Below are 13,980 nucleotides of genomic sequence, written 5' to 3' on the forward strand. Positions count from 1 at the left end.
GCGAGAGGTAAAGTGCGACAATACACAAGATTATTATCGTCATACGAGAAACAATAAGACGTCGAATTGCACTTCATCCAAACTCCTGAGAATCGAGTGCAAGTCCGAAGTGGCAATCCGTAGAAGAGGAAATGTCTTTGAAGGGCGGGCTTATTTAGATCAAAGTGCAGAGATTTTCTGTTCGTCGAGATGTCAGAATAGGCTCAATCTTGACACTATTATTGTTTCCAAAAGGTGAACTTGTGGACTTTTTTTGATCGTAAGTGTGTTGCACCTATAAGTTGAGCTCATCACGAGGTTCGTAGGCGAAGGGTCGCCAGAGTGAAATATTGGGTGTTGTGTGAGAAGTCTGAAGGAAATTTAAGCAAAGTTACACCTAGCGAGGGGGATCGATTAATTTTGTTAAAAAACATATAAATATAAGATATATTGAGGCTCAACTCTGATCCAGCGCACCAGATTAGAGTTGTCAGTATTGGAATCGGTTACGGGTCCAGTTGGTGCGTGCTTTTCAGGCATTCTCTTATAGGTTGAGGTATTTATGAGGTCCGCCACCTTATTTGTGCCACATTTCAAACGCCAAAATATCCTATTCGCGTCAAAATAACACCGCGGAAATCGTAATTGATTGAACGCAGGAGTTAATGAGTCTTTTTGCCTTCTGGCACCGTGCGAGTTTCTGCTCAACTCCAGAACAAGGGTCTCTGTCGTGACCAACCTGATCAAATCCGCTGCTTCCGAGCAGGACGTTGTAAGTCTTGCCCGAGAAAGTTTTATCGGCGAGCTAAAAACTCTGAACCGCCAGCATCCTGGCACGGGTTTCGGCGTTGCGCTCAAAACCCACTCGGGCAATCGCTATTTGCTGGCGAATGCCCGCATGCCTTTGCCGGCAAACAAATCAGAAGATTTTCCAACGGGGCGCCGTGTCGCCTGCCTGGAAAATGGGGAAGGCTTCAGTTCTATCGAAGTGCTTGCTGATTCCTTCGCATATGAATCAATTTCACCGCAAACCGAGGCTGTGATCCTCGGTAACGCATTGGACCTTATCGCGCGCATCGACACGCTTGCGAGCCTGCCGGACGGGGCAGGGGACCAATTTGCCGCAACAGGTACCGGAGGCTAACCATGGCGCGTAACGACCACCTTCTGTCTGTAGGAAACGAGGCTCTGTCCGAAATGACAGAGACAATGACTTCGTTGACGACGCAGATCGACCAACTGACAGAGGTGGCGGATGCGCGTTCTTCCGCGCGGCTCGCTGCGCTCAAGACTAAAATGGAGAATTTCTCGGCCAGCGTCACAATGGTGGGGCAGGTAAAGGCCGGGAAATCGTCCATCGTCAACATTCTGGCGGGGCGACCAAATCTGCTACCCTCGGATGTGAACCCATGGACGTCTGTGGTGACCACGCTGAATATCAATACCCGGACTGAAGGGGGCACCAAGTCCAAGTTTACCTTTTTCGAGCAGGAAGAATGGGACAACCTGATGGTTGGCGGCGGTCGCCTTGGCGAACTCGCAAACCGTGCTGGTGCTGATGATGAGATGGATGACATCCGTCGTCAGATCGGGGAGATGAAGTTTAAGTCCGAGCAAAGGTTGGGCAAACACTTCGATCTGATCCTTGGCCAAAGTCACCAGTATGACTATTTCGATGATGAACTTGTCCAACGGTATGTCTGTCTTGGGGATGAGGATGACCCAGATATCGACCCAAAGACGGGCCGCTTTGCGGATGTGACAAAATCAGCAGAGCTGTTTATGGATATCCCGCAATATCCGATTTCGCTTAAGCTGTGCGATACGCCGGGCGTGAACGATACATTCATGGTGCGCGAACAGATCACTTTGCGCAGCCTGCGAGGGTCAGAGGTTTGCATAGTTGTATTGGCTGCAAGCCAGGCACTGACCACGATGGATATGGCGCTGATGCGTATTATCGCTCAGTTCGAAAACCGGCAGATCATTCTGTTTGTGAACCGGATTGATGAATTGTCTGACCCGGTCAATCAGGTCCCCGAGATTCGCGATCGCATCCAGGACACCCTGAAGCAGAACAACATTGACGCCAACACAAGCGTTGTCTTTGGCAGCGCCCTGTGGGCTGAGGCCGCTCTCACTGGAAACCCGGACATTCTGACAGAAGAATCGCGCGAGGCATTGAACACTTTCTACCTGGCTGCCGGTTTCGGTGATCAGGCGGCGTCACTCGACAAGATCTGGGCGCTTTCCGGCCTGCCCGATTTGTTGCTCGCGATGAATGAGCGTATTGCCGAAGGCGCCGGAACGCGGCTTTTGGATCGCGTCCGGCATCGGGCGCGCAATATCGCCAGTCAGATTCGGGCGACAGCTGTTGCTAAGACCTTGTCAAACTCGGATGGAATTGTTCGGGATTTAGATGGTGCGTCGCCAGAAGACGCGATTGCGAGGGTTACAGCCGAATACGAAAAGAAAGCTTCCGAGCTGACAACCAAACTGCGCGACAAGGTACTGGAGCGACTTGCCTCGGCAGAAGCGAATTTTGTCAAGCGCGCGACCGATTCTCTGATCTCACATCTTGAGCAAAATGGAGAGCAGGGTACATGGCAATATGACCCGGCCGGGCTACGAACTTTGCAGAAAGCCGCATATTTCAGCTTTGCCCGTTCGATGCGCAAGGAAGCCGGTGCGCTGTATTCGGCTGCTGCGGCGGATGTTGAGGCTCTGTACCAGAAACTATTGGGCAACCATTTGGGTGAATTCAATATCGAAGCTCCGATCGTGCCACGCGTGCCTCCGCCACTCGGGATTGGGCGCACTATTGCGCTGGACCTGCAAAGCACATGGTGGCGCCGATGGTGGCAACGCCGAAAGGGCTTTGAGGCCTATGCCGCAGACTACACGCGCTTGATCGCATCTGAGGCGAACTCGATCACCAAAGATATCGAGGAGAACCAGATTGCCGCCGTGCTGGAGAATGTACGTGCTACGCTGACCGACTTTATGGTCGAGCAGAAAGATACGTTGCTCAGCATCTCGCATTCACCTGACAGGGCTGCGGCACAGATCGCCGAGCAGAAGCCACAGAAATCGCGTGACGATATTCTGGGCGATATCCTGAAAGACCTTAGTAACGAAGCAGCATAAGAAGAGTTATGGTAAAAAAATCACAAACCCGCTTCGTCTCTCCCAAGACATGGAACCGCATCGAGCAGTGGTCCCGCCGCAAACCCGTGTTTGCGCTTATGGGGGAATTCAGTGCAGGCAAATCGACGTTGATGAATTTCCTGCTGCGCAAACAGGCACTGCCAACGCAGGTCACAGCTACGCAGCTGCCGCCGATCTGGTTCAGCTGGGGCAATCGACCCGCTTATATCAAACGCCATGATGGCAGTACGCAGAATATCGAGTTGGATCAGCTTGAACAGGTTGGTGTCAACGACGCCCAGTTCATTCGCATCTTCCTTGAGGCCGATATTCTTGAGGCGGTCGACTTGATCGACACACCCGGGATTTCGGACCCGAAGATTTCGACGGATGTCTGGCAGCGTGCAGTTGGCCAAGCCAATGGTGTGTTGTGGTGCACCCACTCGACCCAAGCCTGGCGAGAGACTGAACGTGCCACCTGGGTTTCGCTGCCGGAAAGGCTGCAGCATAAATCGCTGCTGCTGGTGACACGTGCGGATGCTTTGAATCAGAAAGACAGGCAAAAGGTCTTGCGCCGCGTAAATCGCGAAGCGGGTCATTTGTTCAATCGCACGATCCTGTTCTCGGCCCGTGATGCCATCATGGCCCGTGACAAAACCGGTGATGCCGAACTTTGGTCACGCAGCGGTGGTGGTAAGATGGTCGACAGTTTCCTGGAGATCACCGAGCAGATTATGGACAAGCGAGCGGATATGCTAGCCCGCTATCAAATTGATAAATCCCTGTCCGAAGCACCAAAAGTGAGCCATTTGCATCCGGAAAGCCGAATGGAAGATGTGCCGTTGGTGCATCAGGATCCGCTGGCTGACACTCCGGCTGAAGCGAACAGTGATGTTGTCACAAGCTTTCCAATCCGCCCTGCCCGCGTCGAACGCCGCTCAGAAGAGGCTGAGCGCCCGCGAATTGACGTGGACGAGGCAGAACGGATGCGCGCCGAAATGACCTCTGAAGCAGAACCAGCTGATGAAGATCTGCGCTCCGTATTCTCAGAACAATCCGATGACCCGCTGGATCTGAACCTTTTGGCGAACCCGACCCATGACGTCGATGAGTTTGCTTTCATGGATGAAGAAGAGGACCAAGAGGATGCGGAGCTAATTATTCTCGGTCCCGAAGATGAACAAGATGCAACGGTAGAAGCCTCGACATCCGAGGAGACTTTGGTCGATGAGGAGAGCTCGGGTTCGGACATCGAAGTGTCTATCTCGTCGATTACGTCATTGCTTTCGGAGCAATCTGAGGAATCTACAGAAGAATACGAGCCGGAACCGGAATCAAACTCACTCACGCCAGCCAAGGTGGTTGAATTGAGTGGCGAAGCGAAATCGAATGAAGAAGCGTCTGAAGAACAAGCAGCCGATCCAAGCGGTCTGCCCTCGGAATCGCCACTCAGCGCATCTGCGATGTGGAGCGAGATCGTAGCGCGGGAAAGTCTGCCTGATGATGCCCAAGGTTTGAAAAGCGCTTTTGCTGCGTTTTTGTCCGAGTATGATCAGATTGCGCTGGAGCACACCTCTCGCAATAGCGAAGCCAGCATGCGACCGGTGGCGGAAGCGCGCAAAAACGGTGGAGCAGAATGGCATGCGATCTGAAACATTCTTTGAGGTGGATATCTGAATGTCGATAGAATCCGCCTTAGCCTCGGCCATCGAGACCATACCCGACTGCGTTGCAGCCGGGTATGTTGATATGGAAACAGGGATGCTGTTGGGCATTGATGCTGCAGACCGAGAGAGTTCAGATGCTTTAGAAAATCTGGCGCTTTCAGTTGCTAACCTGTTTCAAAGCCGTGGCACAAAAGGCTTTGAGGAATTGTTGCGCACGGCACAGATAGATGAAACGGAACACCCCGGATTTGGGGAAATCGCGGTGTTCGCCAATGATCGTATACATATCTTTCTGAGAACGCCGAGATACCCGGATCACGTTGTCTGCTATATCTGTCGCGATAGTGCGAATACCGGGCTTGCGCTTACAAAATCACATCTCAGCCTCAGCTCGGTGGCTGCTGCGGTATAGACGGAACCAGAGGGGGTTCACGGTATGATGGATGGCGAAATACTCGAATTGCTCGAAGAAATCGGGCAATCTTCGGTCGCGCGCTTATCTCCCGCAGTCTATCTTTCGGGCGAAACTGCGAAGGCAAGACGAGGTGAGGTACTGAACGCTATTCGCGGCACGATCCTGCCAAGGAGGCTAGAGTTCAAGGCGGCCGACGGGGGAATGCTGGCGGTTGAAGTGAACAGCTCTCGGATCACCGATGTCTTTCGCTGTGTTTCGGGGCCTTTGCCCGATTTTGAAACCGATGCCCGTGAAAACTTGACGGGCCGACTGGCCCAACTGGTTTCTGACATCGCGATCGCCCCCGGCCCTTTAGAGTTGATTTCGCTCAGACCAGATTCGGCGCTTGAAGCGGATGATGTGGGCATAACATTTTCTGAGGTAGAGGCGGCTTGCGGGAATATTGTTCTACCGGATGAGCGGCGTATGACGATTGTTCCGGATGCCACCCCTGAGCCTGAAGCAGAAACGGATCAACAGAGCCCATCGGGGATCACTGAAGCATTCTATGAAGGTTCTGAACGCTTTGCTTTGGGGCGCTTTCTGATCAGCGATGAGGTCAAATTTGATGGGCTTTGTTCCGAAGGGCAGCCTGCGCATCCAGACGAAAACCTTTTGGCGCGTTTCACCAAAGATCTCCTCGGCTGGCAAGCAGATGTATCTAACATACTGTCAGAGCCGCAATTGATCGTAATGCGACCATCCGGGGGTCAAGGTGTTGGCCTTGCGATCCTGCGCGATGATGAGGACGTTGCAGCCGCGTTTCATGACACCCGTAAGCTGGGCGCTGCTGTCAACCTGTGGAAATCTTTGAAAAACGCCGTCGAATGACCGCGTTCCTGCCAAATAGTGTCCATTTTGCAAAGCTAGATGATAAATACGAGTTACCAGGGTAAATCTTATGAGTGAGTTAAACCGCCGCGAGCTTATTCGCATCGCAGAAGACATGAATGGGATGAGCAATGACGAGACACGTCATTTCATCTCACGCATTGTTGACGATCTGTCGAACCTCAAGCCTTCGATCGCTTTCGTAGGCCAGATCAAGGCTGGCAAGTCTCGCTTGATCAATGGTTTCACCGGACAGGCGGAATATCTACCCTCAGACGTGAACCCTTGGACAACTGTGATCACCGACATGCATTTCGGCCATCCATCCGGCAGGAAATCGGGTGCCGAGTTTCACTTCTTCGACAATCGCCAATGGCAAGCTCTGATCGCTGAAGGCGAAGAGCTGCGCAATATGTTCCCGGACGAGGAAGACAGCTATAAACGCGAGATGATCGAAGAGCAGGTTGAGGCGATGAAAACCCGCGCCAAGCTGCGTCTTGGTGACAGCTACAAACACTTGTTGGGCCAGCATCACGATCTAGATGAACTAACATCAGACGATCTGGCACGATATGTTTGTGCCGGAGATGACCCAACGGATGAAGGGGAACATGACCCCGGTTCGGACCGAGGTCTTTATAGCGATATCACCCGCAAGGCCGAGGTCTACTTTGACATCGGTCATTTCCCGTATCCGGTAACCGTTACCGATACACCGGGTGTCAATGACCCGCTGCTGATCCGCGAGGAAATTTCGCGCCAATACCTCAAGGAATCAGATTTCTTTGTGGTGGTGCTTTCGGCGCATCAGGCGTTGTCGCGCGCGGATCTGAAATTGTTCCGTTTGATGCAAGCGCTAGAGCTTGGTCAGATTGTGGTTTTCATCAACCGTGTCGATGAATTGGGCGGCGGTGCAGAGGATGCCACGAAGGTGCGCGCTGATGTGTTGGACGGGCTTGAGAATGCTTTAGGTAATTCGGATGTCGATGTCCTGATGGGCAGCGCCCAATGGGCGCATTACGCTTTGACCGGTGATGAAACCGGCATTGACCACGATCAGATTCTCGCTTGGCTTCGGGCGCATCCTGAGCAGATGAAGCAATACCTGGATGGCGTCGAAGAGATCAAGCAAGGCGCCGGCCCGATCAGCCGCGAAGGCGTATTACGTTTTGCCGCAATGATCGCGTCGGGCCTGCCCGATTTGCGCCGCCATGTGACCAAAGCTCTGACGGAAGGCCCACGTCAGGAACAACTCAATATGGCTTGGCAGCACCTCAACAGCTTCGCCCAGGGTGAGCTTGAGCGCAGCAACGCGAGGCTCCGTGCGATTGAGGAGCAGGACGGGCCTGACACGGCAAATGTTGAAGAAAATAACAAGACACTTACAGATCTGCGCGCGTTGATTGCAGAGAAATCCCGGGCGATCACCAACGACATGGATGACGTGCTGGCCAATCTGCGTGGAGTAATGGACGATACGGTTGCCGAGGCCGTTTCGATTGTCGTACGTGGTCCCGATGGCCAATCCCCTCTGTTGAACAAAGACGGTGATACCGAGTTGAATTTCACACCGCTGCGTGAGCGGATGCGAGAGCTTGTTCAAGGCGCGACTCAGGTGGTGCGTCAACGCATGCTTAGTGAGCTCTATGCGATCGACATGCAAAGCAATGCTGCCCTGCGTGCCCTGCCTGGTTGGCAGGAGCCGGTGGACAATCGCATGAATACCAGCGCAGTGCGTTGGTTCAGACCAGACACCAGTGCATTGACGCGGGGAATTACGGTCGAACTGCGTGTGACATGGCTATCGCGACTGATTTCGCGCCGCAGCGTTCTGAACCGGGCGGAAAGAATGATCGTACAGGAATTCGAGATGATTGGTGACGATCTGGTGGATACCGCCAGAATCGATCTGATCGAACGCATGCAAACGGTGCTGGATCACTATTTGGCACTGCTTGCCGGACATCTGGAACATCGCGCCGGAACCGACGATACAAATGCTCGTGCCGACGCTCAACGTGCGGTTGACCAGGCCCGCCGCATCAGCGATGAACTGGGTGCGGTGCATGGAACCGCACCCGTGGACACTCGACAGGCAGAGGCCGCAGAATGATTGAATTCCCCGGAACCGAGAAGGAAGTGCGCCAGTTAGAGCGTTTCCTGACCGCTACTGAAAACGCCCCTTCGTCGGTTGAGCTGGACGATATGCGTTCCCGTGCCTTGGCTCATGCAGAGCGGCTTTCGAACGCGGTGTCCATCGGTTTTGCCGGGGAATTTGGCGCCGGGAAGTCCAGCCTTGCGAACATGCTTGCAGGTGCTGACATTCTGCCCACCGGGCCGCAGCATCTGAAATTGCCGCTGGTTATCGTCGCTTACGCTGATACACCTGAAACCTCCGTTGGTTGGTGGGACAAAGAACCCAAGGTCTACTCAGGGATAGCGCTGGAAAAAGCCGCAGCTGACGAACCTGATTTCATCTCGGTCGGGTTGAATACCCCTGCCTTACAAGAGATCTCGCTATTCGACCTGCCCGGTGCCGGTGCTTTGGATGATACATACAAGCAGACACTGGGATTGCTGGAGTATGTGGACTGCGCCATTTGGTGTACCAACGGAACCAACGCCTGGCGCGAAACTGAACGGCACTTGTGGGCGCAGGTGCCACAGAAGCTGCGCGATAACAGCTTGTTGGCCGTAACCCACGCCGACTTGCCTCCGGTTCGGGATTCACTGGATCGGGTTGTTGCCCGACTGAATAAAGAAAAAGGTGATCTGTTCCGTGCGGTTGTACCCATTGGCACGCCGGTTGCCGTGCGTGCAATGGAGCAGGAACCCGAGCCCGACTTTGATCTTTGGGAGACCTGTGGCGGCCAAAATTTGGCCGAACAGGTACTAAGTGTTGCGTCTGACCATCGACGCCATGATCTTGAAGCGGCTCAGAAGGACTTGGTCGAAGAATTTCTGCCTTATATGGAAGAACTCACGGGGGTTGAAGAAGAACGTGACGCTAAGTCTGATGGCTTTGCGGTCCAATCAAGCTTAGAAACCGCCCTGCCCCCTCTGGATAATCCAATTCTTGAAGATTGGCTTGCAGCCATAGCCAGTATCTACAACGACCTGCGTGAAAGCTCGGATATCGAGCCTGCGGCCTTTCTGCAAAGTTGTCAGGAAATTGTTGAGGATTTTGCCGAGAGGTTGGAATCCGGATCCGAAATCGACCCCGAGGCTGATTGGATTCCGGCTGAGTTCGAAAAGGCAACCGACCTGCTGTTGCTACTACAATTCGAGAGTGGCGATGCACCTATCAAAGACGCGATCAGCATCCTTGCACAGCTTAGCGATAACCTTGCATGGGCCGGCAGCTCGGTCGCGTCTGCCCCTCCGAAAACCGGAACGTGAGTTTTTCCCGCAATAATTGAGCCGCAACGCAGCGATTCGAAAGGATCGGAATCACCGCGCTATTGTTTCGATTTCGTGGACCAAGCGCGGTTTTTGAAGTTATAGAATCCGATTAGATCACCTTAGGAATACACTATATTGTATGCAAAGTGCTAGGAGTTACTATATGTGTGATTTCTGAATTTTTGATCCTTAGTGAAGCCATCAGGTGGCCCAAATAAAGTCAAATTTGAAACGTCTAACCGTCTAAAGTGTCCTGCGGTTGTGTTTGGTTGTGAGTTCGCGGGCTAAAGCCCTGGTTATCTAAGCCGCAAAAAACGAGTAGAATGGGCGGGAAGAAATGAGCCACAACCAGGCTGTCGGCACAACGCACGACGAACCTCAGATCGAAGGACTGCGGCCAGGCGCGAAGCTGCTGCGCGGTCAGTATGAAATTCTCCGTTTTCTAAGCAACGGTGGATTTGGTATAACCTATCTCGCACGCGATAGTCTGGATCGCGATGTAGTCATCAAGGAATGCTATCCTGGCGCACTTTGTCAGCGGAATGGTGATCTGGTCGAAGCCGCCAATCCCGACCACAAGGATGATCTCCGCGCCATTATCGATCTGTTTATTCAGGAAGCGCGCAACCATGCGCGGCTAGTCCACCCAAACATTGTCGACGTGCATCAGGTGTTTGAAGACAACAACACCGCCTATATCGCTATGGACCTGATCCGTGGCTGCGATCTGTTGGACTATGTCGAAAATCCTGACAACAAAAGCGGGCCTGATTTCATCGTTCAGGTCACCGAAAAGATGCTTTCTGCGGTGTCGTTCATTCACCAAAGCGGCATGTTGCATCGCGACATATCGCCGGACAATATCCTGATTGACGAAAACGGCGAGCCGGTCCTGATCGACTTTGGCGCAGCACGCGAACAGGCGGCAAACAAATCAGCGGCCCTGTTGACGTTGCGCGTGATCAAGGATGGGTATTCACCACACGAATTTTACGTGCGTGGGGCGGAACAAGGGCCTAGCAGTGATCTTTATGTGCTTGCTGCAACCCTGTATCACGCGATTGGTGGCGAGCGGCCGATTGATGGTCAGACACGTCTGAGCGCATTCAACAACGGACAAGACGACCCATACATCCCGCTAGCCGGACGTTTCAAAGGCTATCCCGATGGATTCCTCGAGGCGATTGATAAGGCGATGGAGGTTCACACCCCTGACCGCTTGCAAACCGCGTTGGACTGGTTGCGCATGTTCCGTGGTCCCGGGGTGATGTTCGACAGTTTCGCCTACCGCCCGGTCTCAGTCATTGTAGGCATGGATCGTAAAGACGAGCAGGCCGAAAAAGAACGGATCAAAGCGGAAAGCGAGAATGCCGAAGCTGTTGTGACTGCCTTGCTTGCAGGGAATTCTGATCTGGCGCTTGGCAATGAGGAAAAATCCGAAGACGATCTCGCAAAATTTGCACCCAAAGACGAAGCCGTCGCAGCAGTAGATACCGTTATCAAAAGCGGTTCAGGTGGCAGTGGCAAGGTAATAGCAGGTGCCGTTGTCGTCGCGGCGGCGTTGGCAGCCGGTGGGTACTTCATGTTGTCAAGTGATCAGCCGACACATGAGGCAACTCAGGTAACACCCGACTCCATCGAGGCAACGCCGGAGCCGATCGAGCAGGCCGCAGTTTCCCAGACCGAACCGCAACAGGTTGAAACTATCTCGGTCACAGAGCCTGAGGTCGTAGCGGCAGACCCAGAAGATGCACAGGCAGAACCGGTTGTAGAAACAGAAACCAAACAGGAAGATCCTGTCGAGCAAACACAAGTGGCATCAGAGGCGCCCGCTGCAGTTGATGCGGAACCCGCTCCCTCAGATGAAACCGAAGAGGCAGCGGTACAGACAGCGCTGAACGATGAGACCACTTCAGAACCGGTGACTCTGGCGGAAAATCAAGTGGCCTTTGGACATTGGGATATTGAAGTGCCATTTGACATCTCCAAACGTCGCAGTGCGACAGGCAGTGTCATTGCGATCAATGATGTCGACGCGAACCTGGACACGGCAGTCATCGGCGACTGGGTGAAGCGTGGAACCACGATCTTTAGGCTCAACAGCGAGCCGATCCGCCCGGACGCAACTCTGGTTTCACAGGTTCTGGATAATTTCTCGGTCGATCCGGACGGGTATATCCGTGTTGCGGCGCGCTATCGTGAACTGGGTCAGACGCGTGCACAAAACGGGCTTTTGGCACTGCCTGCTCACCGAATGTTTGGATTGCAGAACGGATACACTTTCAAAGCCCATCATGCAGGTGACGCGGGGTGGCAAACCGTTGTCGCCTCTGTCCCGGAGAACGGCGTCGGGGGCTTACAAAAAGGTGATGTTGTTCTGCGTGAAGCGCAGACAGGTACGGCACTCGACCAGCCAGAAAGCCTTGATGACGTTCTCGCTGTTCTTGCTTCCGACAATCAGCCCCAGGCGCGCTTGATCATACTGCGCAATGGCGGAGAAGGCACTGCGGTTATGCAGCTAACGCAGGAGTAATTGAACCGGTTTATGTGAAAATCGCCAGTGTGTGTACTGGGGGCGGCATCTCCATCGTCGCCCCGTCGGGAGCCGGCCCGTCGCGAAGTAAGAGTTTCCCTGTTTCTTATTCAATAGTGCCTCTGCCCTTTTAGGCAGCGGTTAGTAGCCATCCTGCGGGCTGATCCCCGCAACAGAAAACAAAGAAGGTGTCGTCACCATGTTTAAATACAAAAGCCCTCTTAGCCGGCTTCTCGAGGGTGCCGGCAAACCGAAAGAAGATGAAGCGGTAGAAGCAGACGTAGTACAGGACGAAAAGCCTGAGCCAATTGCCGACTTCAACGCGCTGCGCGCTGCACTGGCTGGTGGCAACGTGAGCTCAGACAACTATGAAGAATCTGACGAATTGATCCCGGAAGAGCCTATGCCGGAGTTCGAAGAAGATCAGATCGTTGAAGAAATTGTGGAAGAAGAAGCGTCTGACTTGCAGGAAGCTGAAGACGAAGACGAGCAAATCGTGACGCTTCATCTCAGCACTGAGGATGAAGCCGAGGACGACAAGACACTCGCCGCCGTCGCGGAAATTGCGACTGCGGAGCCTGAGGAAGCCTTTGAAGCCCAAGCTGAGATAGAAGCAATTGCGGAGCCTGAGCCCGCACCCGAACCGGAGGCTGTCTCGGTTGTAGAAGTGACTGAACCTGAAGCGCCAGCCGCGCCTTCAGAAGACCGGCGTTCGCGTGTGAAGACCACTTTCCTGGGCTTTGAACGGGCAGACACGCATGTTCAGGACTTGATGGAAACATCCGAACCTGTCGCAAAAGCCGAGGCCGTGCAACAAACTTTCCCTGTCGGATGGTTGGTTGTAACCGCCGGTCCGGGCCGAGGTGCCGCAATCACATTAACCGAAGGGTTGATGCAGATCGGTCGGAACGATGATCAAGCTATTCAGCTGGATTTCGGAGATACCGGAATCTCGCGCAGCAACCATGCTGTTATCGCCTATGATCCTGAGGATCGGAAATGTTATCTGGGTCATGGCGGCAAGGCCAATCTGGTCCGTCTGAATGGCAAACCCGTGCTGAGCACCATTGCCCTGTCAAACGGAGACTCTATCCGCATCAGCGAGACATCGATCCGTTTCATGGCCTTCTGCGATGATGGCTTTGACTGGCGGGATGCCGATTAATGCTGGCGACCCCTGCATATGATATTGCCCTGATCCTCGACCAGGGTCAGCGCGACTCGCAGGAAGACGCGATTGCCGCACGGGTCTCTGATACGGCGGATGCAGGATATGTCGTCGTTGCCGATGGTATGGGTGGCCATGATGCGGGTGAAGTTGCCTCGCAGCTGATCATTTCTGCCTGGCGCGACGCGATGGATGCCCAGTTGGATGAGCCTGATCTTGTTCAGAGTGCACTGCTCGACGCTCTGCCGATGGCCGCAATGCAGGCTAACGCCGCAATCGCCAGCCATGGCGAAGAGAACAAGGTCAACTTGGGCTCTACCCTTCTGGGCATGCTGATATTGGAACAGCGGATCTTTTGGATTTCGATCGGCGATAGCCCCTTGTATCTGTTTCGCGATGATACCCTGTCACAGATCAACGAGGACCACTCGATGGCCCCGATGATCGATGCACAGATCGCGCAGGGTCTGCTCAGCGCAAAAGAGGCGCAGATGCATCCGGATCGCAACCAGCTGACCTCGGTCATCATGGGCGCTGCAATCCCGAAGGTTGATTGCCCGGAACAGCCTTTAGATCTGGTGCCGGCAGATATTCTGATCCTTGGCAGTGATGGACTGCAATATCTCGATAACACCGAGATCGAGACTTTGCTGCGCACTCATAATCAATCTCCGGCCCGCGATATCGCCGACGCGCTTCTTCAGGCGCTGAAGGCCAAAGCAGACCCGGATCAGGACAACATTTCAATCGCCGTGGTTAAACCGGCACAGACATGAACTAGGCAGAGAAACAGGAAAAA

Annotated in this window: 10 protein-coding genes; all 10 read left to right on the plus strand. The window is 53.7% G+C overall.

The genetic code is table 11. The features are described from left to right. Nucleotides 1–709 precede the first annotated feature (709 nt). The 10 genes from ACR0KN_RS11510 (at nucleotide 710) to ACR0KN_RS11555 (ending at nucleotide 13,957) form a co-directional block, all read left to right on the plus strand. Nucleotides 710–1,123: a hypothetical protein gene (locus tag ACR0KN_RS11510; RefSeq protein WP_170474967.1), complete on the plus strand. Its 414-nt coding sequence runs from the start codon at nucleotides 710–712 to the stop codon at nucleotides 1,121–1,123. 2 nt (nucleotides 1,124–1,125) lie between these two features. Next, nucleotides 1,126–3,126, plus strand: coding sequence for a dynamin family protein (locus ACR0KN_RS11515; RefSeq protein ID WP_170780399.1), 2,001 nt, complete (start codon nucleotides 1,126–1,128; stop codon nucleotides 3,124–3,126). 8 nt (nucleotides 3,127–3,134) lie between these two features. Continuing rightward, entirely contained in the window at nucleotides 3,135–4,778 is a 1,644-nt protein-coding gene (locus ACR0KN_RS11520; protein WP_480653619.1) for a dynamin family protein, read from the plus strand. A gap of 25 nt (nucleotides 4,779–4,803) precedes the next feature. Continuing rightward, on the plus strand, nucleotides 4,804–5,205 hold the full coding sequence (locus tag ACR0KN_RS11525) for a hypothetical protein (RefSeq protein WP_480653621.1): 402 nt from the start codon (nucleotides 4,804–4,806) through the stop codon (nucleotides 5,203–5,205). A 24-nt stretch (nucleotides 5,206–5,229) separates the two neighbouring features. Continuing rightward, nucleotides 5,230–6,078, plus strand: coding sequence for a hypothetical protein (locus ACR0KN_RS11530; RefSeq protein ID WP_480653623.1), 849 nt, complete (start codon nucleotides 5,230–5,232; stop codon nucleotides 6,076–6,078). A 70-nt stretch (nucleotides 6,079–6,148) separates the two neighbouring features. Continuing rightward, nucleotides 6,149–8,191, plus strand: coding sequence for a dynamin family protein (locus tag ACR0KN_RS11535; protein ID WP_480653624.1), 2,043 nt, complete (start codon nucleotides 6,149–6,151; stop codon nucleotides 8,189–8,191). Then, entirely contained in the window at nucleotides 8,188–9,477 is a 1,290-nt protein-coding gene (locus ACR0KN_RS11540) for a dynamin family protein (protein ID WP_480653626.1), read from the plus strand. The genes ACR0KN_RS11535 and ACR0KN_RS11540 overlap by 4 nt, the downstream gene beginning before the upstream one ends. Before the next feature lie 340 nt (nucleotides 9,478–9,817). Next, a complete protein-coding gene (locus ACR0KN_RS11545) occupies nucleotides 9,818–12,013 on the plus strand; it encodes a serine/threonine-protein kinase (protein ID WP_480653628.1) in 2,196 nt (731 codons plus the stop codon). 199 nt (nucleotides 12,014–12,212) lie between these two features. Then, nucleotides 12,213–13,178 carry an FHA domain-containing protein gene (locus tag ACR0KN_RS11550; RefSeq protein ID WP_480653630.1) on the plus strand — a complete coding sequence of 322 codons (966 nt, stop codon included), beginning with the start codon at nucleotides 12,213–12,215 and terminating at the stop codon, nucleotides 13,176–13,178. Next, nucleotides 13,178–13,957, plus strand: a complete 780-nt coding sequence (locus ACR0KN_RS11555) for a PP2C family protein-serine/threonine phosphatase (RefSeq protein ID WP_480653632.1) — start codon at nucleotides 13,178–13,180, stop codon at nucleotides 13,955–13,957. The genes ACR0KN_RS11550 and ACR0KN_RS11555 overlap by 1 nt, the downstream gene beginning before the upstream one ends. Nucleotides 13,958–13,980 lie beyond the last annotated feature (23 nt).

The sequence above is a fragment of the Ruegeria sp. AP7 genome, assembly GCF_056539905.1.